The sequence below is a fragment of the Pantoea osteomyelitidis genome, from assembly GCF_044342975.1.
Taxonomy (GTDB): Bacteria; Pseudomonadota; Gammaproteobacteria; order Enterobacterales; family Enterobacteriaceae; genus Pantoea; species Pantoea osteomyelitidis.
In genome coordinates this window covers 61,463-82,759 of the sequence record NZ_JBGFSN010000010.1, presented here as the reverse complement: position 1 = coordinate 82,759, position 21,297 = coordinate 61,463, and the positions used below count along the sequence as shown (strand labels likewise).

The 21,297-nt window shown below is 53.7% G+C and carries 17 protein-coding genes; 8 read left to right on the top strand and 9 right to left on the bottom strand.

The window, feature by feature from the left end; all coding sequences use genetic code 11:
* Positions 1 to 96 precede the first annotated feature (96 nt).
* The 6 genes from narI to ABU178_RS18105 form a co-directional block, all read right to left on the bottom strand.
* Positions 97 to 774, bottom strand: coding sequence for a respiratory nitrate reductase subunit gamma (gene narI, locus ABU178_RS18130; RefSeq protein WP_397217497.1), 678 nt, complete (start codon positions 772 to 774; stop codon positions 97 to 99).
* Positions 774 to 1,460: a nitrate reductase molybdenum cofactor assembly chaperone gene (gene narJ / locus ABU178_RS18125; protein WP_397217550.1), complete on the bottom strand. Its 687-nt coding sequence runs from the start codon at positions 1,458 to 1,460 to the stop codon at positions 774 to 776. Before narJ ends, narI begins: the two co-directional genes overlap by 1 nt.
* The gene (narH, locus tag ABU178_RS18120) at positions 1,460 to 2,992 is read right to left on the bottom strand and encodes a nitrate reductase subunit beta (RefSeq protein WP_397217496.1); all 1,533 of its coding nucleotides are present in this window, start codon (positions 2,990 to 2,992) and stop codon (positions 1,460 to 1,462) included. Before narH ends, narJ begins: the two co-directional genes overlap by 1 nt.
* Positions 2,989 to 6,726, bottom strand: coding sequence for a nitrate reductase subunit alpha (locus ABU178_RS18115; RefSeq protein ID WP_397217494.1), 3,738 nt, complete (start codon positions 6,724 to 6,726; stop codon positions 2,989 to 2,991). The genes narH and ABU178_RS18115 overlap by 4 nt, the downstream gene beginning before the upstream one ends.
* Positions 6,727 to 6,798: 72 nt before the next feature.
* Positions 6,799 to 8,181 carry a NarK family nitrate/nitrite MFS transporter gene (locus ABU178_RS18110; RefSeq protein ID WP_397217492.1) on the bottom strand — a complete coding sequence of 461 codons (1,383 nt, stop codon included), beginning with the start codon at positions 8,179 to 8,181 and terminating at the stop codon, positions 6,799 to 6,801.
* Between the two features lie 410 nt (positions 8,182 to 8,591).
* A complete protein-coding gene (locus tag ABU178_RS18105) occupies positions 8,592 to 10,733 on the bottom strand; it encodes a TonB-dependent siderophore receptor (protein WP_397217490.1) in 2,142 nt (713 codons plus the stop codon).
* A gap of 444 nt (positions 10,734 to 11,177) precedes the next feature.
* Here ABU178_RS18105 and ABU178_RS18100 point away from each other — a divergent pair, with 444 nt between their 5' ends.
* Both ABU178_RS18100 and fhuE read left to right on the top strand, forming a co-directional pair.
* Positions 11,178 to 12,227, top strand: coding sequence for a tyrosine-type recombinase/integrase (locus tag ABU178_RS18100; protein ID WP_397217548.1), 1,050 nt, complete (start codon positions 11,178 to 11,180; stop codon positions 12,225 to 12,227).
* Positions 12,228 to 12,739: 512 nt separating this feature from the next.
* Positions 12,740 to 14,947 (top strand): ferric-rhodotorulic acid/ferric-coprogen receptor FhuE, encoded by a 2,208-nt coding sequence (gene fhuE / locus ABU178_RS18095; protein WP_397217488.1) that lies wholly within the window; start codon positions 12,740 to 12,742, stop codon positions 14,945 to 14,947.
* 48 nt (positions 14,948 to 14,995) lie between these two features.
* Here fhuE and ABU178_RS18090 read toward each other — a convergent pair whose 3' ends face one another.
* Together ABU178_RS18090 and parS are read right to left on the bottom strand one after the other, a co-directional pair.
* Positions 14,996 to 15,460, bottom strand: coding sequence for an RES family NAD+ phosphorylase (locus ABU178_RS18090; RefSeq protein WP_397217486.1), 465 nt, complete (start codon positions 15,458 to 15,460; stop codon positions 14,996 to 14,998).
* Positions 15,457 to 15,891: a type II RES/Xre toxin-antitoxin system antitoxin gene (gene parS / locus ABU178_RS18085; protein WP_397217484.1), complete on the bottom strand. Its 435-nt coding sequence runs from the start codon at positions 15,889 to 15,891 to the stop codon at positions 15,457 to 15,459. The genes ABU178_RS18090 and parS overlap by 4 nt, the downstream gene beginning before the upstream one ends.
* 152 nt (positions 15,892 to 16,043) lie before the next feature.
* On the opposite strand from parS, the gene ABU178_RS18080 reads away from it, so the two are divergent.
* From ABU178_RS18080 to ABU178_RS18060, 5 genes are all read left to right on the top strand, one after another.
* The gene (locus ABU178_RS18080; protein ID WP_397217482.1) at positions 16,044 to 16,604 is read left to right on the top strand and encodes a non-canonical purine NTP pyrophosphatase; all 561 of its coding nucleotides are present in this window, start codon (positions 16,044 to 16,046) and stop codon (positions 16,602 to 16,604) included.
* A complete protein-coding gene (locus tag ABU178_RS18075; protein ID WP_397217480.1) occupies positions 16,601 to 17,395 on the top strand; it encodes an SIR2 family protein in 795 nt (264 codons plus the stop codon). Before ABU178_RS18080 ends, ABU178_RS18075 begins: the two co-directional genes overlap by 4 nt.
* A gap of 123 nt (positions 17,396 to 17,518) precedes the next feature.
* Positions 17,519 to 18,052 (top strand): hypothetical protein, encoded by a 534-nt coding sequence (locus tag ABU178_RS18070; RefSeq protein WP_397217478.1) that lies wholly within the window; start codon positions 17,519 to 17,521, stop codon positions 18,050 to 18,052.
* Between the two features lie 163 nt (positions 18,053 to 18,215).
* Positions 18,216 to 19,232 carry a LacI family DNA-binding transcriptional regulator gene (locus tag ABU178_RS18065; RefSeq protein WP_397217476.1) on the top strand — a complete coding sequence of 339 codons (1,017 nt, stop codon included), beginning with the start codon at positions 18,216 to 18,218 and terminating at the stop codon, positions 19,230 to 19,232.
* A gap of 20 nt (positions 19,233 to 19,252) precedes the next feature.
* Positions 19,253 to 20,080, top strand: a complete 828-nt coding sequence (locus ABU178_RS18060) for a sugar phosphate isomerase/epimerase family protein (protein ID WP_397217474.1) — start codon at positions 19,253 to 19,255, stop codon at positions 20,078 to 20,080.
* Positions 20,081 to 20,235: 155 nt separating this feature from the next.
* Here ABU178_RS18060 and ABU178_RS18055 read toward each other — a convergent pair whose 3' ends face one another.
* The gene (locus tag ABU178_RS18055; protein WP_397217472.1) at positions 20,236 to 20,709 is read right to left on the bottom strand and encodes a heme-degrading domain-containing protein; all 474 of its coding nucleotides are present in this window, start codon (positions 20,707 to 20,709) and stop codon (positions 20,236 to 20,238) included.
* Between the two features lie 217 nt (positions 20,710 to 20,926).
* On the opposite strand from ABU178_RS18055, the gene ABU178_RS18050 reads away from it, so the two are divergent.
* Positions 20,927 to 21,259, top strand: coding sequence for a YebG family protein (locus ABU178_RS18050; RefSeq protein WP_397217470.1), 333 nt, complete (start codon positions 20,927 to 20,929; stop codon positions 21,257 to 21,259).
* Positions 21,260 to 21,297 lie beyond the last annotated feature (38 nt).

The window sequence follows — 21,297 nt, the reverse complement described above, 5'->3', positions numbered from 1 at the left end:
CAAAAGAGCATTTGCCCTGATGTCTGCGCGCTATGTTACCTGGAAGCGTTTGTGCAGTAAACCGGAACGGCAGTAAACCGTCCCGGTATGCGTAAGTTAACGTCTGGCGCGTACTACCTGATAGCGGCGAGTCAGATACTCAACCGGCGCGCTCCAGATATGCACCAGGCGGGTAAAGGGAAACAGCAGAAAGATCGTCATGCCCAGAATCAGATGAACACGATAAATCCACTCGACGCCATCCAGCCAGCGTGCGGCATTGCCCTGAAAAGTCACGATCGCCTGCGCCCACCCCACCAGCTTCATCATATCCACGCCATCAAGATGGCTCAGCGAGAAAAGAATCGACGTCAGGCCGAGCAGCGCCTGCACCAGCAAAATGGCGAGGATAAGGATATCGGCACCTGTGGAGGTGGCGCGGATTCGGGGGTTAAACAATCGACGTTTCAGCAGGATCAGCCCGCCCGCAAGGGTCATTACGCCAAATACACCGCCTGCCGCCATCGCCAGCTTCTGCTTGGCGGCAATGGCGAGAAAGGGTTCATAGACCCAGTGCGGCGTCAACAGACCAAACAGATGGCCGAAAAAAATGCCAATAATGCCGATATGAAACAGATTGGATCCCAGCCGCATGCCGCGTTTATCAAGCATCTGGCTGGAGGCGGCGCGCCAGGTGTACTGTCCGTAGTCGTAGCGTAACCAGCTGCCGATAAGAAAAACGGTGCCGCATAAATAGGGATAAATATCAAAAAACAGAATGTTGAGATAGTGCATTACTCACCTCTTCCCACTGACAAATCAAGATATTGCGGCGCCGGCTGCTGACTGAAGCGACGCTGGTGCTGCTGCGTCGCAAAGTCACAGGCGCTGTTGCCGATAAATTTCACCTGCTCCTCTTCCCAGATGGCATCCATAGCTTCGCGCGTGTCATCACGGATTTCATCGGCGACCTGTGACGCCACGCTGTCGCTGCGCAACGGGCTCTTCGCGACCTTAAGCAGCGCATCAAACAGCTCGCTGAAATCGCTGTTGCGCTCTTTCAATCGGCCGCCCAGCAGGGCGAGAATCGGGGCGATATCCTGCAAACCTTCGCGCGCGGCTGCCTCTTCCTGCTGGCTCAGATACTCCAGATAAAGCGGGAGATAATCGGGAAGCTCGCGGCAATCCAGCTGCAATCCCGCACGCTCGTACTGCGCCAGAAGATCCACCATCGCTTGTCCGCGATCGCGTGATTCCGCATGAACATGTTCAAACAGCAGCAGCGACGTGGCGCGGCCACGCTCGAAAATCGCGCACCACTCTGCCTGCTTATCGAGCACTTTTGCGGCGAGATAGCGCTCAACAAACGGCAGTAGCTCAGGTTGTTCCGCGCGAAACAGCGTCAGCAGCTCGTCGCGATTTTCCCACAGCGCGGCGTCCGGATATTCCAGCAGCAAACCTGCTGCTTTTAGCAAGCGCATCATTTACCTCCTTGACTGCCGATATCGATGGCATCGATGCGACGGCTGTTGAACAGGTTAAATTTGCTGTCGCTGCCGTGGCAGCCGTCGCCAAAGCTGAAACCACAGCCGTTGCGCTCCGGAAACGCTTCGCGCGCCAGCTCGCGGTGGCTGGAAGGGATGACGAAACGATCCTCGTAGTTGGCGATCGCCAGATAGCGGTACATCTCTTCAGCCTGTGCGACGCTTATTCCCGTCTCCTCCAGCGCGCGGACATCGCTGACACCTTCTACCTGTTGCGCCCGCTTATAGTGGCGCATCGCCATCATGCGTTTCAGCGCGCGCAGCACCGGCTCGGGATCGCCCGCTGTCAGCATATTGGCCAGATACTGAACCGGGATGCGTAAGCTTTCGACGTTGGGCAACAGGCTTTCCGGCTTTTTCAGCCCGCCAGCATCCGCCACCGACTGGATGGGCGACAGGGGCGGCACGTACCAGACCATCGGCAGGGTGCGATATTCAGGATGCAACGGCAGCGCCAGCTTCCACTCCATCGCCAGTTTCCACACTGGCGAAGCCTGAGCGGCGTCAATCACGCTCTGCGGAATGCCCTGCTTCAGCGCCTCTTCAACCACCCTGGGATCATAAGGATCAAGGAACACGTCGCACTGACGCTCATAAAGGTTATGTTCCCCCTCGGTGCTGGCAGCCTCGGCGATACGATCGGCGTCATAGAGCAGCACGCCAAGGTAGCGGATGCGTCCAACACAGGTTTCCGAGCAGACCGTCGGCATCCCCGATTCGATACGCGGATAGCAGAAAATGCACTTCTCCGATTTGCCGCTTTTCCAGTTGAAATAGATTTTCTTGTAAGGACAGCCGCTGACGCAGAGACGCCAGCCACGGCATTTGTCCTGATCGATCAGTACAATGCCGTCCTCTTCGCGCTTGTAGATGGCGCCGCTCGGACAGGTTGCTGCGCAGGCGGGGTTCAGACAGTGCTCGCACAGACGGGGCAGGTAGAGCATGAACGTATTCTCAAACTGCCCGTAAATCGCTTTCTGCATCGCATCAAAATTCTTGTCCGCCGAGCGCTTGCTGAACTCGCCGCCCAACAGTTCTTCCCAGTTCGGGCCGCCATGGATCTTATCCATTCGCTGACCGCTGATCAGCGAGCGGGGACGGGCCGTGGGCTGGCTTTTTCCCTCTTTGGCGCTATGCAGATGCTGGTAGTCGTAGGTAAAGGGTTCGTAGTAATCATCGATGCCGGGAACATCCGGGTTGGCAAAAATTTTCTTCAGCACGCCTACACGGTTTCCCAGTCGTGGTTCCAGTCGGCCATTGATTTTACGGATCCAGCCGCCGCGCCATTTTTCCTGATCTTCCCAGCTATGGGGATACCCCACGCCCGGCTTGGTCTCAACGTTATTAAACCAGGCATATTCCATGCCCTCGCGGCTGGTCCAGACGTTTTTGCAGGTTACCGAGCAGGTGTGGCAGCCGATGCATTTATCAAGGTTAAGGACCATGCCGACCTGTGAACGGATTTTCATTTCGCTGCCTCCTGAATCTGATCGCGGCCTTCATCGTCCAGCCAGTTAACGTGCTTCATTTTGCGCACCATAATAAATTCATCCCGGTTGGAGCCTACCGTGCCGTAGTAGTTAAAGCCGTAAGAGAGCTGCGCATAGCCGCCGATCATATGGGTGGGTTTCGGGCTGACGCGCGTTACTGAGTTATGGATGCCGCCGCGCATGCCGGTGGTTTCCGCGCCGGGGATATTGGTGATACGTTCCTGGGCGTGATACATCATCGTCATGCCTGCGGGAACGCGCTGGCTCACCACGGCGCGTGCCGTCAGCGCGCCATTGGCGTTGAACACTTCGATCCAGTCGTTATCCTCAATGCCGAGTTCCGCCGCATCCACCTCGCTTATCCAGACAATCGGGCCGCCGCGCGACAGGGTCAGCATCAGTAGGTTTTCACTGTAGGTGGAGTGAATGCCCCATTTCTGATGCGGCGTCAGAAAGTTGAGCGCTTTCTCTGGATAGCCGTTAGAGGGAATATGCGCCAGCTGCTGCACGCTGCGCGTATCTACCGGCGGACGATAGGCCACCAGGCTTTCGCCAAAGGCGCGCATCCAGGGATGATCCTGATAAAGCTGCTGACGACCCGACAGAGTGCGCCACGGGATCAGCTCATGCACGTTGGTGTAACAGGCATTGTAAGAAACATGTTCATCTTCCAGTCCCGACCAGGTGGGGCTGGAGATGATTTTGCGCGGCTGCGCCTGGATGTCGCGGAAACGGATCTTCTCTTCCTGTTTCGGACGAGCCAGATGGGTATGATCGCGACCGGTAAACTCGCCGAGCGCCTGCCAGGCTTTTACCGCCACCTGGCCGTTGGTCTCCGGTGCAAGGGCGAGGATCACTTCGGCTGCATCGATGGCGCTGTCGATCCGCGGCTGACCCTGCGCAACGCCTGTGGGTTTGGTGTAGTTAAGCTGGCGCAGCAGATCCACCTCTTTATCGGTGTTCCAGCTGATGCCTTTACCGCCGTTACCCAGTTGCTCCAGCAGTGGCCCCAGCGAGGTAAAGCGCTCATAGGTGGCGGGATAATTGCGCTGAACAGCAATAATATGCGGCGCGGTTTTGCCGGGGATTAGATCGCACTCGCCTTTCTTCCAGTCCTGAATCTCATAAGGCTGTGCCAGCTCTGCGGCGGAATCGTGTTGAATCGGCTGCAACACCACGTCGGTTTCTTCGCCCAGGTGGCCGGGCACCAGTTCGGAGAAGGTTTTGGCGATGCCTTTATAAATCTCCCAGTCACTTTTCGATTCCCAGGCGGGATCCACCGCAGCCGAGAGCGGATGAATGAACGGATGCATGTCCGAGGTGTTCATATCATCCTTTTCATACCAGGTGGCGGTGGGCAGCACGATATCGGAAAAGAGGCAGGTGCTGGACATACGGAAATCGAGCGTCACCACCAGATCGAGTTTGCCATCAAGCGCCTTATCTCGCCACGCCACTTCCTGCGGCATCAGCTCTTCATCCGTTAGCGGATCGCCCAGAATCCCGCTTTCGGTGCCGAGCAGGTAGCGCAGCATATACTCATGGCCCTTACCGGATGAGCCGAGCAGGTTGGAACGCCAGATAAACATATTGCGCGGATGGTTATTGCCGCCGTCGGGCTGTTCGCTGGCGAAGCGCAGCGCGCCCGATTTCAGCGACTGGACGGTATATTCCTGCGCGGAAAGTCCCGCTTTCTCTGCCTCGGCGGCAATTTGCAAAGGGTTAGCGTTAAGCTGCGGCGAGGAGGGGAGCCAGCCCATGCGCTCGGCACGCACGTTGAAGTCAATCAGCTGACCGGGGAAAGCATTGGCATCGGCCAGCGGCGACAGCAGCTCTCTGGCGCTGAGCTTCTCATAGCGCCACTGGCTGGAGTGGTTGTAAAAGAAGGAGGTGCTGTTCATCTGACGCGGCGGACGGTTCCAGTCGAGCGCAAAGGCCAGCGGCGCCCAGCCCGTTTGCGGACGCAGCTTCTCCTGGCCCACATAGTGCGCCCAGCCGCCGCCGGTCTGTCCCACGCAACCGCAGAAAATCAGCATGTTAATCAGACCGCGGTAGTTCATGTCCATGTGATACCAGTGGTTCATTCCGGCACCAACAATGATCATGGCGCGGCCATGGGTTTTATGCGCAGTATCGGCGAACTCACGGGCGATTTTGATGATGGCATCGCGCGGCACGCCGCAGATTTGCTCAGCCCAGGCGGGGGAGTAAGCTTGAACTTCGTCATAGCTGCGTGCGCAGTATTCGTCTTCAAGACCGCGACTCACGCCGTAATTTGCCAGCGTCAGGTCATACACCGACACCACACGCGCCTCGCTGCCGTCCGCCAGCGTGAGCTTTTTCACCGGCAGCTTATGCATCAGCACCGGCTGCTGCTTAACATGACGGAAATGGGGATGCTCTTCGCCGCCAAAGTAAGGGAAGCCGACCTCCACCACCTCGTCGTGCAGGCCCAGCAGGGAGAGATTCAGCTCGGTGTCGGCGCCCGCCGCCCGCGGCTCCAGATTCCATTTGCCTTTTTCACCCCAGCGGAAGCCGATGGAGCCATTGGGCACCACCAGTTCTCCCTGCTGGCTGCAGGCCACGGTTTTCCACTCCGGGTTATTCGCCTCGCCCATACCCTCGGTGAGATCGGCGGCGCGCAGCAGACGTCCCGGCGCAAAGCCGCCTTCAGCACGCGCTTCAAGCAGTACCAGCATCGGCATATCGGTGTAGTGACGCGCATATTTCAGGAAGTAATCGCTGGGATTTTTCAGGTGGAACTCATTCAGGATCACATGGCCCATCGCCATTGCCAGCGCGCTGTCGGTGCCCTGCTTCGGCGCCAGCCATTCGTCGCTTAGCTTCGCCACTTCCGAATAGTCGGGCGTGATCGCCACGGTTTTGGTGCCTTTATAACGCACCTCAGAGAAGAAGTGGGCGTCCGGCGTACGGGTTTGCGGGACGTTCGACCCCCAGGCGATGATGTAGTTGGAGTTGTACCAGTCGGCAGATTCCGGCACATCCGTCTGTTCGCCCCAGGTCATCGGCGACGCGGGCGGCAGGTCGCAATACCAGTCGTAAAAGCTCAGACAGGTGCCGCCGATCAGCGAGAGATAGCGGGTACCGGCGGCATAGGAGACCATCGACATCGCCGGAATCGGCGAAAAACCCGTGATACGGTCAGGCCCGCAGTGCTTGATGGTCCAGATATTGGCGGCGGCGATCAGCCTGTTCAGTTCTTGCCAGCTGGAACGAACAAAGCCGCCCTTGCCGCGCGCCTGCTTGTAGCTTTGCGCCTTTTCCGGGTCGCTGACGATAGCGTGCCAGGCATCAACGGGATCGCTGTGCTGCGCCAGAGATTCGCGCCAGAGTTCAATCAAACGTTTACGCACCAGAGGATATTTCAGGCGGTTCGCACTATAGAGATACCAGGAGTAGCTGGCGCCGCGCTGGCATCCGCGCGGTTCATGGTTCGGCAAGTCGGGACGGGTACGCGGATAGTCGGTCTGCTGGGTTTCCCAGGTCACCAGGCCGCTTTTCACATAGATTTTCCAGCTACAGGAGCCAGTACAATTCACCCCGTGGGTAGATCGCACGATCTTGTCATATTGCCAGCGCTGACGGTAGCTCTCCTCCCAGTCACGGTTGGTGTTATAGGTTTGTCCGTGATCCCCGGCGAAACTGTCAGCTTTCTGCTTAAAATAACGAAAGCGATCCAGTAGTTTACTCATTACTGTTCTCCTGACAGGGCACGGCTGGCCCTGTGCTTATTGATAAATTGCTCACAGCCTTAGCGGGCTTATTCAGGAAGCGCGGCGACGGCCATAGACCAGCCAGGTGGCGAAAAAACAGATCAGATAAAAAAGTAAGAAGATCTTCATCGCCCCGACCGGCGAACCGGTAAGCGCGAGCGACGTTCCAAAAGCTTTAGGAATGAAGAAGCCGCCTAACGCGCCAATAGCCGAAATAAACCCTAACGCTGCGGCGGTATCGGTAACGGCGATGCTCTGCGCCTGTTCCGGGCTGCCGCCTCCTTTCAGAATGCGCTCCAGCGTGAGCTGACGGAAAATAACGGCGATCATCTGGAAAGTGGAGCCGCTGCCGAGACCCGCTGTCAGGAAAAGTCCCATAAAGATCAGATAAAAACCGGCAAAGTTTCCTTCGCCGCTGCCCGGTAGCGTGACGAACAGCGCAAGGGTAAAAACGGCCATCAGAAAAAAGTTGATCAGCGTAACGCGCACGCCTCCCAGTTTGTCAGAAAGCATGCCGCCTGCGGATCGCGCCAGCGCGCCAAGAAAGGGGCCGAAAAATGCCAGTTTGATGATGTCGACGGCGGGAAATTGCGTTTTTGCCAGCATGGCGAACCCGGCGGAAAAACCAATGAACGAGCCGAAAGTGGCCAGATAAAGCATGCCCAGCAGCCATAAATGACCCTTTTTCAGCACCGGCAGCTGTGCTCTGAATGAAGCGCGAAATCCGGCAATATCATTCATACCAAACCAGGCGGCTAAGGTAGCGGCAGCAAGCAGCGGTACCCAAACCCAGGCCACATTTGCCAGCCAGAGCGATTCTCCCCCCGGCTGAACCGATCCCTGCATACCGGTAAAGGAGAACAGCGGCACCATGATCACGAACGGCGCCAGCAGTTGCATCACGCTTACGCCCAGATTGCCCAATCCGCCATTCAGGCCCAATGCGGCGCCCTGGCTTTTCTTCGGGAAAAACAGACTGATATTGCCCATGCTCGAGGCAAAATTGGCGCCAGCAAAGCCGCACAGCAAAGAGATAATGACAAAAATCCAGAAAGGCGTTGCCGGCGATTGAACGGCGAACCCGAGCCATACGCAGGGCAGAATAAGAATGACGGTACTGAGCACGGTCCAGAGCCGCCCGCCCATCACCGGCACCATAAACGAGTAAGGCACGCGCAGCAGAGCGCCAGAAAGGGAAGGCAGGGCAGTCAGTAAGAACAGCTGTTCGGTAGTGAAATTGAAGCCTACCCGATTCAGATTGACGGCAACCGTGCTGAACAGCATCCAGACACAAAACGCCAGCAGTAAAGCAGAGAGCGAAATCAGCAGATTGCGCCGGGCTATTTTTTTTCCCCGACGCTGCCAGAACTCGCTGTTTTCCGGATCCCATCCGGTAAGAACATAACGTTCATTTTCGTTATCTATAACCGACATTGTAACCTCTAAAATAGATTTAATATTTATGAGAAAATTTAGAGGTATGTTATGCAGGATGAGATAATAAAGTACTGAGGGAAATCAAAAAATAATTCGTTCCTCAAATCGAAAAAGAAAAAACAAAATTTTTAATCAAAGTGATTTTTTATCAACGACTTATACATATGATTCATCTTATTTAATCTAAAAAATGCTAATTTCTTATACCTAATAAGAGGTATTTCAATGATCAAGGTAAAAAAAAGTATTTTGCTCCTGAAAAAAATTCAGCTATTTATTTCTGCTTTTCAATGTCGTTGTTTTTATCATCATGATTCAATTTTAATTACCTGGTTTGTGACACTCATAAAGCGCTCCGGATAAAAGGAGCGCTTTTTTACATGACATATGATGATAAGAAACCAAAATCAGAAGGACAGGGTCACACCCGCATAGTAAGCGCGGCCGGGTTCGTTATAAGTAGAAGCACCATCATTTTCACGGTAAACGCGTTTGTCCAGCAGGTTGCTGATGCCTGCATTAGCGCGCAAATTTTTGGTGAGGTCATAGTTGATGTTAACGCCAAAAACAGAATAGGCCCCTACCTCACGGCTGGACATGGATCCATTTTCAGTACGGATTTCCGCATATTCACGCGGCTTCTGGCGCCCATACATTGTCCAGTTGAGGTTACCGGAGAACCTTTCCGTGACCTGCCAGTCGAGCATGGTGTTGATAGTATATTCAGGAATGATGGAGAGCGGATTGCCGGTTTCTTTGCTTTCTGACTTGAACATATAAGTGGCATTGGTGCGCCATTCCAGCGTATCGCTTACCAGCGGGAGGGTCAGGTTACCTTCCAGCCCTTCCACAACCGCTTTGCCGCCGTTTTCCCAACGGATAATATTGTAACCGTTTGAGGCAAATCCTACGCGATCGCTACCTGCAACGATTTTGTTTTTATAATCGTTGCGAAACCAGGTAATACCGGCAACGTATCCGTTGTTGCTGAACTCCAGCCCCAGTTCTTTGTTCACGCTGATTTCCGGGTCAAGATCCTCATTACCCAAAAGGTAACAGCTGCCGCTGGTAATGCCGACCGGGCAACCGTTGCCGCGCGTCGAAAGCAGATAGCCTTCGGTTGACTGATAAAGGTTGGGAGCTTTGAAAGCACGGGCGATACCCGCTTTCAGCGTGAAGTGATCGCCCAGAGCCTGCGAAATGTTCAAGCTCGGACTCCAGTTAGCGCCAAAAGTGTCGTGATAATCGAAACGTAGGCCGGGGATCACTTCTGTACTGTCGGTGGCAGCAATGTTGTCTTCAAAATAGAGAGAACTCAGGGTCGCACTGTTTTTACTGTTGCGTCCTGAGGCGTCGCCGCTGGTGTCACCAATGATCACGCCCGATGCGTTGGTCGCAAGCATCGACGCCGGATCGTTGAGCTTATCGCGGTTCCATTCCGCGCCGAGCGTGACGGTTTGTTCACGCACGATATCCAGCGGGAAGCTGACTTCGCCATTAGCCCGAAAGTTTTCCAGACGACTGGTAGAGAAATCTGTGCTGTTGATTCTTCCCTCAGTGCTGCCGGCGGTGCCTTCCTGCAAGCGGGTATTGTTGGTTTTTTCGTAATTAAAGCTCAGCTTTGACTGGCCCCAATCCCAGATGCCGTTATGCACCAGGCCATAACTCTGGCGATAGAGCCGGTTGGTTTCATCGCCATAGAGTGACTGGATCAGCGGAATGTTTCCGCCGTTGCTGTACTGGGTATCTCCCGCATAGATATTGCCCTGGCGGCTATAACCATATGTAAAATCGATAATTTGCAGCGGCGTGAGCTTCCAGGATAACACGGCGTTAATGTCTTTATTACGGACGCCTTCGCGCCCGGCCGCGTAGCTGCCGTTTTCAGCGGTGTTGATGTCGAAAGCGTCAGCGTCGGTTTTGTTAACGTTACCGTACAACCGCATCGTCAGCGCGTCGCCCGCCAGCGGACCGCTCAGATTAAAATTGGCGCGTTTGGTCGCGCCTTCTTTATCATCTTCCGGCTGGTTAGTATAAAGCGAAAGCGATCCGTGCCAGTCATTGGTCGGCCGTTTGGTAATGATGTTTACCACACCGCCTGCTGCGCCGGAGCCGTAACGCGCGGCGGCGGGACCGCGTATCACCTCAATGCGTTCCACCATTTCTGGCGGCACCCAGTTTGTGTCGCCGCGCGAGTCACGTTCGCCGCGCCAGCTGTAACGCACAGAGTTGCGTGAGGTAACGGGAACGCCATCAATCAAAATCAGAGTATTTTCGGGGCCCATACCGCGAATATCAATTTGTCGGTTATTGCCGCGGCTGCCGCTGGCGCTATTGCCGCTAAGATTGACGCCGGGCATTTTGCGAATGATGTCAGAGAGATCGTTAACAGGCGGGTTCTTTTCTATGTCCTGTGCCGTAATGGTGGAAACGCCGGGTTGCTGTTTCAACTCCTGTTCAGCAGTAACAAGCATTGTCTCACTGTCGGCCAGCTTTTCAGTTTCTTCTTCACCTGCGCCAAAGGCAGAGGTACTTAACAGACCAGCCATCAAAAACGCGAAAGGGTGTTTCCGGACACATGTATTTACATCCACTTGAAAAATCTCCCTGTTACATTAACGATTGTAAGTAAATGCGTATGATAATGATAACAATTATCATTGTATATAAATTCTCATTCACATTTACATTGCTGGACAATTGGTCAGAAAAGGGACGAAATACGCTTGCGAGCTAAGTTGATACAAACGGGTGCATGGGTTGAGGAAAATGCCAAAAAAGAGACGTATGCGCGTTTTGATGACTCCAGACTTAATAGATCTGGAGTCATCAAAATTGAAAAGCTATCATGGCTGCGCATCGATATGATCCGTCAGGGCGATCAACAGGCAAATTTCGGCAAAAGCGGATGAAAAAGCGTGAGCAAACAGGTTTCAGCAGCAACCAAAAATCAGCAACAAGTGACAACGTCACATAATGTTGGTCGCCATGTAATGCTTTGGCTGGAAGAGGTGCGTCAGATGCCGCTGGCCGACCTGGATAATTTTGGTGAGCAGGGCAGCGTTGAGCAGGTGATGAAGGTGTGGGTAAAGCTATCGCTGCTGGTAACGCGCCGTCGACCGGAGATTGCTATCTCCTCATTACTTAAGCATGTACTGCCAGCGATCGGTGCAATTCCGTTAAATGAAATCAACCGATTACGTCTGAACCGACTTTATAACGTCTTGATCGCCGACGGTAAAATTGATGAGGCGAAACGCGTTTTTGCGCTGACCAAACAATTTTTATCCTGGGCGGAAATACAGGGTTATATCGATCATTCTCCTGTTGCCTCAATGAAAAAACGTGATGTTGGCGGGCGCGCCACGCCGCCACGTTCACGCCAGCTGACTGATGCGGAAATCTGGGTTTTCTGGCGCGGCCTTGATGAGTGGAATATCAGCGCGCAGTGCCGCTGGGCGCTGCGTCTCTGCCTGGCCAGCGCACGTCGGCCAGATGAAGTAGTGCTGGCGAAAAAGGCTGAATTCGATATCCGTCTTGGTTTATGGAAGCAGGGAACGCGGAATAAATCCCAGCGTGAGCATACCCTGCCAATTTCACCGCTGATGCAAATCTGTATCGGGCAGCTTATGCATCATAGCCCCGCTGAATCGCCCTGGCTGGTACCCTCGCCGCAGGATGCGCAACAGCCGATTTCCAAAGGCGCGATTACTCAGGCGCTGCGCCGTATGGTGCGCGCCGAGCGCGGACTGGGCATTGAGCCATTTACCACGCGCGATTTACGCCGTACCGCCCGTTCAAAGCTGGCTGCGCTGGATGTTCCAAACGACGTCGCGCGTAAAATTATGAACCATGCGCTGGAAGGGATCGATCGGGTTTATGATACGCATGATTATTTGCCGCAAATGAAGCAGGCGCTGCAACGTTATTCCGATACGCTGCAACAGATTATCAGTCAGGAAAGTTATTATCAGCTAATGCACCGGTATGAAGGGGAGCAATTGCAACTACCTGAAAATGCCATTCTTTATATGACGAAATAGATTAGTAGTTCTGTTATGTCAGAAATTCTTAATGTTATCAATTTGTATTAACAGAGTTTTTAATTTTCTTTCTGATTATATTCAAGATAAATGAAAGAAGGCAGGATGCTGCAGAACAGGTATCATTGATAGGTCTATAGAATGTTGTAACTAGGTTAGCTATCCTATAATAAATCCCTTCTCTTCCAGATTCTCGTTAAACCCTATTGCAGAAAGCGCTTCGAACCGCAATGCGCTCAGTTAATGGTGCAAAACTTTCTTGCGGCTCCAAAATCCTGACAAGTTCTTTAATAAACTTTTACACCGGCAATAAAAAAAATTATAGTTCTCATTCGCATTTAAACTTGCATGCAGAACGCGGGTTTTATGCTGTCAGCGAGTTTGTGTAACCCAGCTGGCACGCGTTGTGATCGACACTGACCTCGGGCCACATTGGCTACAGGGAAACCGGCTCAGACAGCTCGTCATCGCTAACTTAACTATTGATAAATAATAATATAACTGGAGGCAGGATGTTGTTTTTTGCCAGGGGGAATCGCGTGAGCGATATCGCAGCAGTGAGAGTTACTACGCCTTACTCCGTCGTTGCCGCGCTGGTCGCCGTTGCGCTGCAGGCGCCGCATGCTTTTGCAGCTGAAACCACCAATAACGAACAGCAAACCTTGACGGTGGATGCCTCGGCAGAAAGCAACAGCGACAGCGCCGCAACCGATTACAGCGTGCCGGTCACCGGCGCGGGCACGAAAATGCCGCTGGTTTCGCGCGATATTCCTCAGTCTGTTAGCATTATCAGCAAACAACGCATGGAAGATCAGCAGCTGCAATCGTTGAGTGACGTCTTAAACAACACCACCGGCATCACGCAAAGCGTGGCTGATCTGGACCGCAAAAATTACTACTCACGCGGCTTCCTGATTGATAACTATATGGTTGACGGCATTCCAACCACCTTCCAGACGCAATGGAATCTGGGCGATGCCGATACTGATAGCGCTCTGTATGAGCGTATTGAAATTGTACGCGGCGCTACCGGTCTGATGACCGGTGCCGGCAACCCGTCAGCTTCCGTGAATATGGTGCGCAAGCACGCCGACAGCCGCGAATTTACCGGTGAAGTCTCCGCCACTTACGGCAGCTGGAATAAACAGCGCTACGTGGCCGATATCTCGACTCCCCTGAGCGAATCGGGCAACGTGCGTGGCCGTCTGGTTGCCGGTTATCAGGATAACAACAGCTACGTTGAGCGTTACGGCGCAGATAAAGAATTTATTTATGGCGTGGTAGATGCCGATCTGACCGATTCCACCACGCTTTCTGTTGGCTACGAGTACCAGGAAACCAACACCGACAGCCCGACCTGGGGCGGCGTGCCGCGCTGGTATACGGACGGCAGCAAAACCGATTTTCGCCGTGGTTTTAACACCGCGCCTGACTGGGCTTATAACGATCACGAGAGCAAAAAACTCTTTGTTAACCTGAAGCAGAGCTTCAACAACGGCTGGCAGCTCACCTTAAACGGCACGCACAACGAAACCTTCCTCGACAGCCAAATGCTCTACATCGACGGCTATTTCGATAAAACCACCGGAGCAGGCGTTTCTGCTTATCCTGATTATCCTGTGGTGGGCGGGACGGGCTATAACACCGGAAAGCGCAAAGTGGATGCTGTCGATACGTTTGCCAGCGGCCCGTATCAACTGTTTGGTCGCCAGCATGAATTGATGGCGGGCGTGAGCTACAGCAAGCAGCAAAACACCTACTACGGCACCTTTGATAACATTTCCTCGGCGATGCTCGGGGACTTCAATACCTATAACGGCAACTATGCTGAAACAGAGTGGGGCGAACGCAGCCTGTCGCAGGATGATACTATCCGTCAGCAATCCGCTTACGTGGCGACCCGCCTCTCGCTGGCGGATCCGCTGCACCTGATCCTCGGTGCCCGCTACACCCGCTGGAACGCCAATACCCTAACGGAAGAGACCGAGAAAAATAACATCACGCCATACGCAGGCCTGGTGTATGACATCAATGATACCTGGTCTGCCTATGCCAGCTACACCTCGGTATTCCAGCCGCAAACCTATCGCGACATTAACGGCAGCTACCTGTCGCCGCAGGTGGGTAAAAACTATGAGGCGGGCCTGAAATCCGACTGGTTTAACAGCCGTCTGACCGCCTCGTTCTCTGTGTTCCGCATCGAACTGGATAATGTGCCGCAAAGCACCGACCGTATTATTCCGGGTTCTACCGACACCGCTTACGAAGGTGTTGATGGTACGGTGAGCAAAGGCGTTGAGTTTGAAGTCAACGGCGCGCTGACCGACAACTGGCAGATGACGTTTGGCGGTACCCGCTATATTGCGGAAGATGGCGATGGCGAGGCGGTAAACCCCAACCTGCCGCGCTCACAGCTGAAGTTGTTCACCAGCTATCGTCTGCCGATGCTGCAACAACTGACGCTGGGCGGTGGCGTTAACTGGCAGAACAAAGTCTGGAATGATGCCAGCGCGCCGGAAGGGAACGGCACCTGGCGCGCAGAGCAGGGCAGCTTTGCGCTGGTTAACCTGTTTGGCCGTTATCAGGTGACCAAACAGCTGACGCTCCAGGCGAACGTGAACAATCTGTTCGACAAAAAATATGATACCAGCGAACTCGGCAGCTATATCGTTTATGGCGAGCCGCGAAACGTCTCAGTCACCGCCAGCTACAGGTTCTGATGAAAATATAATGGCTCCGTTGCGGAGCCATTTTTTGCCGCCAGGCACTTATGCCGTCAGCCGCTGGTCAACGCGATAGCGAAAAAGGTGAACGCTGTCGAGACAGGCAGCAAATTGCGGGTGATCCGGATTTATCAGCACATTTTTGTCTACCGGCACAATGGCGGAGGGCACCATCAATCCGACCGAAGCATGGCTCCGGAACCACTGGCTGCCCAGTTTTTTACTCGCTGAGACGGGTACCGCAGCCTGCCAGTTCTCGGGGTAATGTTCAGCAGAGAGTTCAAGAATCAGCCGGTCAGGGATCTCGATGCTGATCAGTGCATGGGTTTTCAACACCGCTTCGCTTTTTACATGCACCAATACTTCCAGATTGCACAAGGAGGGGCAGGTTGAGAGATAAATCATCGGCGTGCCGATCTCATTCCAGCGCGCCAAAGGATTGCGCGCAGCGCCAACGCCATTCCACGGGTCGTTAAGGTACTTCCCTGCACACAAACGATACAAAATCACATCACCACTCCGTTTTGAATCCCTTCCAGCACGCTCATCACATCCCGCGCGCCTGACTCGCTGCCCAGCGCCTGATTGGGGGTCTCTCCCGCCAGAATAGCGAGCGGCGTTCTCATCCAGTGCAGCACCGCCTGCTCATCCCATTGAAACACTTCCATCGCAAGGTCATACACCACAGCATAACGCGCAACGGCTTCGCTCTCATTTTGCGACAGACGTTCCTGTTTCATCCGTCTGGCCAGCGTGCGCTCGGTTAATCCCAGGGTTTTGATAAATTCTGTGCGGCTCATGCCCGCCGCGTTGCCGACCACATCCAGCACTTCGGTCTTTAATCCACTCTTTAACTCAGCACGCAGAGACTGACCATGCGTGAGCATGTCGATAAGCGTAACCTGAGGCACATCATTTCTTTCAGGGATAAACAGGCGCATAACACCTCCACTACTGACATTTGGCTTTATTATAAATGACAAATGGCAGATTAAAAAGCCAGCGATAAAGAATGTAGACTACACTCACCGCGAGCAGGGTTTTCTTCTCTCAATTAAATAAGCATCAGGCAGATCATATTCACGGGTGAAGCATGAAAATACGCTTTCTTTCAGCCAACGAGCACAAGCTGAGCGAAGTCCGTCAAATCCTTGAGCCGGTTGGGGTAGAAGTGATCCCCATCGCGCAGCGCATTGAAGAGATTCAGACCGAGAATGAGGTCGAACTGGTACGTGACAAACTGACCAAGGCTTTCTCTATGATTGGCCGCCCGCTTTTTGTCGAGCACACCGGCCTTTATCTCGACGGTTTGAACGGTCTGCCCGCAGGACTGACGCGCATTTTCTGGGACCGTCTGGAGGCCGATCGCTTTACGGCTCTGGTACAGGGGCTGGACAGCCAGTGCGTCACAGCAAAAACCGTGCTCGGCTACTGCGATGGGCGCAAGATGTATCAGTTTGAAGGCCAGCTGCGCGGAACCATTGCTAAACATCCGGCAGGACCGCGCGAGTTTCAGTGGGACTGTGTGTTTATTCCGCAAGGGCATGCGCAAACATTTGCCGAGATGGGCGATCTGAAAAATGAGATCTCAATGCGTCGGCTGGCGCTTGACCAGTTTGCCGCCTTTTTGAAAACGTCTCGAGGCCTGGCATGAAACCTGAACTGAAACGCGCCTACGACGCCGGTAAACTGATTCTGTTCGCCGGTGCGGGCATCTCCCGCAACCTCGGTTTACCTGAGTGGCATGAGCTGATCGCCCATCTGGCAAATGAGCTGGGCTACGATCCAAAAATCTTCAACGCCTACGGCACCCACCTGTCGCTGGCGGAATATTACAAGCAGAAAAAGGGATCGCTTGGGCCGCTGCGTAGCTGGATGGATCGTGAATGGCATCGCCCGGATATTGATGTTCGCACCTCAGAAATCCACACCCTGATTACTCAGGGTAATTTTTCCCGCATCTATACCACCAATTACGACCGCTGGCTGGAGATGGCGCATGAAGCGCATGGCGTTCCTTACAGCAAGGTCGCCAATGCCGCCGATCTGGTGGCGTTAACCGAACATAAGCGTCATATCATTAAGCTGCACGGCGATTTTGATGATGACACCTCGATTGTTCTGGATGAGAGCAGTTACTTCGAACGCCTCTACTTTGACTCTCCGCTGGATATCAAACTCACCCATGATGTGATGGGCAACTCGGTGCTGTTTATTGGTTACAGCATCAGCGACTTCAATATTCGCCTGCTTTTTTATCGTCTGACCAAAATGTGGGGCCGTACCGGACTTGCCTCGGCGCGTCCGAAATCTTATCTGTTCACCAACCGCAACAATCCGGTCGCCAAAGAGGTGCTGGGGCAGTGGGGAATCGAGATGATTGTGTCGGAAGAGGACGATCCGCGTAAAGCGTTGACGGAGTTTCTTGAACAGCTGATCGCCTGAGCTTGATAATGTCTGATACAAATCTGCGCCTTTCTAACCGCAACGGCCTTAATCTGACTATACTTTTCTCTGAAATAAGACGTTAAAAACCTTTGGATGATATTTGGCACAGGAATCAGTGAAATGAAGATCGTCTGTTTGGGTTGGGGATCGCTGATTTGGGAACCGAAAGCGCTGCCTGTCGCAGAAGAGTGGCATAACGATGGTCCAAAGTTGCAGGTGGAATTTTCACGCATCGGCGATGGCGGGGAGCTTTCCACGGCCATCTGCCTGAATGCGCCTGAAGTGCCGGTTTACTGGACCCGGCTCGCGACCAACACGTTAGGAGAGGCCTGCGAAGCCCTGCGTCAGCGCGAGCAGATCCCGGATTATCGCCAGGATGGTATTGGCGTCCTGCTGGTTTCAGCCGCGCCGGTGGGCAAACTGGCGGAATGGGCAAAAGGCAGAGAGATCGACGCCATTATCTGGACCGCGCTACCGCCGCGTGTGGATCATATCGAAGGACGCATTCCCTCGATTGAAGAGGCGTTGGCCTACCTTGACGGGCTGCGTGGAGAAACGCGCGAACATGCTCGTCATTACATTGAGCAGACTCCGGAGCAGATCGATACTCCTTACCGGCGCGTTATCGCTCAAACGCTGGGCTGGCACAGGTAAGCGTGACGTGGTCTATAGCATTCCCGCAGCCCATCAAGCTTTTACGAAACAGCGATGTTAGCCACTTTTCACCCCATAGCGGGATTTTTTACAATCGGGTGCAAAGATAAAACAGAATTGTAATATTCCTGCAGGAAGTGAGTTAACAGACGATGCAAGGACAATGACCACAAAAGAGCAGCAGACAAAATTACGTAAGGCCACGGCGAATGATGTGGCGAAGCAGGCAGGCGTTTCTAAATGGACGGTATCGCGCGCCTTTATTCCGGGCGCATCGATTTCCGGACGCGCACGCGAAAAGGTGCTGGCCGCCGCGCAAAGCCTGGGATACCGGCCTAACCTGCTGGCACGTAGCCTGTCGCAGAAGCGCACGCATATCATTGGCGTAGTGATTGATGAGCTGAAAAATCCCCATTCGGCAATGATGCTGGATGAAGTGACGCAGCAGTTACAGGCACGCGGCAAGATGGCGCTGCTGCTGAATATCACGGCGGGCGATAACTACAAAGCGGTGCTGGCAATGGCCGATCAGCTGCAGGTAGATGGCATTCTTTTTCTCGGCACGTTACTAAGTGATGAACTGATCGCCGTCGCGCAGGATCTCCATCATATCCCGCTGGTACAGGTGTGCCGTAATTCCAGTGATACGGATATTGATGTAGTTAACGTTGATGGTTATCAGGCGGGCAAAACCATCGCCGCGTTGCTGCTGGAACAGGGATTTCAACGCTTCGGTTATATGAAAGGCCCGGATACCCCATCGAACCACCTGTTGCGCAGCGAGGGTTTTCAGGACGGCCTGATGGCGCAGCAGATCCCGCTGACGCTGCAACTCACGGCTGGCAGCTATGACCGTCAGGCGGGTTACCGAACAATGGCGCGCTATCTCGCCAATAGTGCGCCGCAAGCGCGTGTTGAGGCGATATTTTGTGAAAATGACATTCTGGCTATCGGCGCGCTGGAGGCGTTGCGGGAAGCGCACGTGAGCGGGATAGGAATAGTGGGTTTCGATGATATTGATGAAGCCAGCGCTCCCGCCTGGCAGCTGACCAGCTATAGCCAACGTATCGACAGGCTGATTACCGAGGCGTTGAACCGCCTCATTGAAGGAAAAGCCAGCGACGCTGGCGCATGGTCTCAGGGGGAACTACGCATCAGGCGCTCTCACCTGAAAAGATAATAGTGTTGCAAGGAGGAAAGATGAAGTTGTCATTACATGGCGTATCAGTCTGGCACAGCAATGTCGTTACGCAGTTGCGCATTGCCCACGAAACAGGATTTGACGGCGTTGAGCTGCTGCCGGAACATCTGTTTCGCTACCTCGACAATGGCGGCAGCTTTGCGGCGCTTCGGCAGCTGATGGAGAAATATCAGGTTAAGATCACCTGTATCAACGCGCTGAAACCCATTGGCCGCCATGAAGCTGCTGAGCGAGCCGCACTGATGCAGGAAGCGGAAAAAATCTGCCATGCAGCGGTTGAGTTGGGTTGCCCGGTCGTGCAAATCATGGCGCTGACTGAACTCGATCACCTCAGTGAAGAGGCGCGTAATCGCATTCTGCTGGAGAACATCTGCGCCATTGCCGATATTGGCAAACCGTTGGGCCTCAAGTTCCAGATTGAGGTAGTTGCCTTTACCGCTTTTAACTCTTTACAGCAGGCGTTGGACCTTATCCGCCAGAGTGGTAAAGATAACGTCGGCGTGGTGATTGACTTCTGGCATCTGCACGCGAGCGGCAGAACGCAACCGGAAGAGGTTGCTGCGATGGATAAGCGTTTGATTTATGGCGTGCATTTTTGCGACGGACGAGCCGCGCATCCCGGCGAAGCCTGGGACGAGCAGGTACAGCGCAACTATGCGCCAGGCGAAGGCGACGTGGATATCCCGGCCTGGGTCAAAGCGGTAAAAGCTACCGGCTATGATGGCGTCTGGTCGCCTGAGTTGCTTAGCCCACGTAACTGGGAGCACGATCTCCGGGATACTGCGCGCGACAGTTACGAAAGTATGAAAAGCGAAATTATGGCATAAAGCCGCCATCGCACGCGATAAAGTAATGTCCTCAGACCCGTTGCCTACGGCAACGGGTCTGAGGACACAAACTTGCCTTGCGCATCAATGATCCGTTCGCCTTGAGATCTTTCCCCACCGCCGCAATTTTATTGCCGCGTATCATGCTTCCCCCGTTATGAAGCGGCGCTTTGCAGTTGCTGAATCGCCCACAGCGCCAACGCATGATCTTCTGACGAAGGCAGACCACTGACGCTTGCCGCGCCAATGATACAGCCTGATTCATTCAGCAGCGGGAAAGCGCCGCCGTGGTCGCAATATTCCGCCTGATTAATCCAGGGCTGCGCCGCCATCCGCTCACCCTTTTGTTGATTAATCACTTCAAGGTAGAGAGAGGAGTGGCTACAGCGCAAAACGCTGTTGCGTTTGCGCTTTATCCATTCAAGGTTTTCTGCACTGGAACCGGGCAGCGCCGCGATAAAAAGCACTTGTCCGAAAGCATAAACCTCAAGAGCAACCGGCGCGCTGAGCGCCATAGCACGAGTATGCATATGCAGACCCAGCTGCCAGGCTTGTCGGAAATCAAAATGGGCGAGGCGGCTATCCGCTTCTTGCTGTAATAGCAGGTCAGCGGAAAGGGGAGAGGGCATGACAGGCTCCTTAAATGAAATTAATTTTTCATTTAAGATAGTAGTAAAATAAATATTACGCTCAGGCTTTTATCCTGTCTGGCCGGGAAAGAAATCTGATAATAAGCGTAACCGTTTTGCCCGAGCTGAAGCAGAAGCAAAAAGAAATGGCGAAGAGTACTATAAAAAAAATCCCGGAGTGATATACTGTATATAATTACAGTATAGGAGGTGAATGATGGCTGTTGAAACAAAATTTGTTGTCGTCAGAAAAGGTGAAGAGAAAATGACATTTGCCAGCAAGAAAGAGGCGGACGCCTACGACAAAATGCTCGACATGGCAGAAGCGTTCACCGACTGGCTGTTACAAAGCGAGCTGCAGATGGATGAAGTTCAGGCGGAAAACTTCGGTCTCTATCTGGCTGAGCAGAAAGATGCCGTGCAGCATATTCTGCGTACCAGCAAACTGCCTGACGCAAGCAGCGAACAGCCTGCGCTGGAGAATGCCGATAAGGCAGAGTCTGAAGAGACGAGCAGCGGCAAAAAAATCAGAGCGGTGAAAGCAGCCTGATCGCCTTGTGATCTGAATCGTGACGAGACGCCGTAAGC

What these genes read in the sequence shown, in the direction of transcription:
- ABU178_RS18080 (WP_397217482.1), top strand. Translation starts at nt 16,044, where the DNA reads ATGAAAATACGCTTTCTTTCAGCCAACGAGCACAAGCTGAGCGAAGTC.
- narJ (WP_397217550.1), bottom strand. Translation starts at nt 1,460, where the DNA reads ATGCGCTTGCTAAAAGCAGCAGGTTTGCTGCTGGAATATCCGGACGCC.
- ABU178_RS18100 (WP_397217548.1), top strand. Translation starts at nt 11,178, where the DNA reads ATGCTTTGGCTGGAAGAGGTGCGTCAGATGCCGCTGGCCGACCTGGAT.
- ABU178_RS18115 (WP_397217494.1), bottom strand. Translation starts at nt 6,726, where the DNA reads ATGAGTAAACTACTGGATCGCTTTCGTTATTTTAAGCAGAAAGCTGAC.
- ABU178_RS18110 (WP_397217492.1), bottom strand. Translation starts at nt 8,181, where the DNA reads ATGTCGGTTATAGATAACGAAAATGAACGTTATGTTCTTACCGGATGG.
- ABU178_RS18060 (WP_397217474.1), top strand. Translation starts at nt 19,253, where the DNA reads ATGAAGTTGTCATTACATGGCGTATCAGTCTGGCACAGCAATGTCGTT.
- narI (WP_397217497.1), bottom strand. Translation starts at nt 774, where the DNA reads ATGCACTATCTCAACATTCTGTTTTTTGATATTTATCCCTATTTATGC.
- ABU178_RS18050 (WP_397217470.1), top strand. Translation starts at nt 20,927, where the DNA reads ATGGCTGTTGAAACAAAATTTGTTGTCGTCAGAAAAGGTGAAGAGAAA.
- ABU178_RS18065 (WP_397217476.1), top strand. Translation starts at nt 18,216, where the DNA reads ATGACCACAAAAGAGCAGCAGACAAAATTACGTAAGGCCACGGCGAAT.
- ABU178_RS18070 (WP_397217478.1), top strand. Translation starts at nt 17,519, where the DNA reads ATGAAGATCGTCTGTTTGGGTTGGGGATCGCTGATTTGGGAACCGAAA.
- ABU178_RS18055 (WP_397217472.1), bottom strand. Translation starts at nt 20,709, where the DNA reads ATGCCCTCTCCCCTTTCCGCTGACCTGCTATTACAGCAAGAAGCGGAT.
- fhuE (WP_397217488.1), top strand. Translation starts at nt 12,740, where the DNA reads ATGTTGTTTTTTGCCAGGGGGAATCGCGTGAGCGATATCGCAGCAGTG.
- ABU178_RS18075 (WP_397217480.1), top strand. Translation starts at nt 16,601, where the DNA reads ATGAAACCTGAACTGAAACGCGCCTACGACGCCGGTAAACTGATTCTG.
- narH (WP_397217496.1), bottom strand. Translation starts at nt 2,992, where the DNA reads ATGAAAATCCGTTCACAGGTCGGCATGGTCCTTAACCTTGATAAATGC.
- parS (WP_397217484.1), bottom strand. Translation starts at nt 15,891, where the DNA reads ATGCGCCTGTTTATCCCTGAAAGAAATGATGTGCCTCAGGTTACGCTT.
- ABU178_RS18105 (WP_397217490.1), bottom strand. Translation starts at nt 10,733, where the DNA reads ATGGCTGGTCTGTTAAGTACCTCTGCCTTTGGCGCAGGTGAAGAAGAA.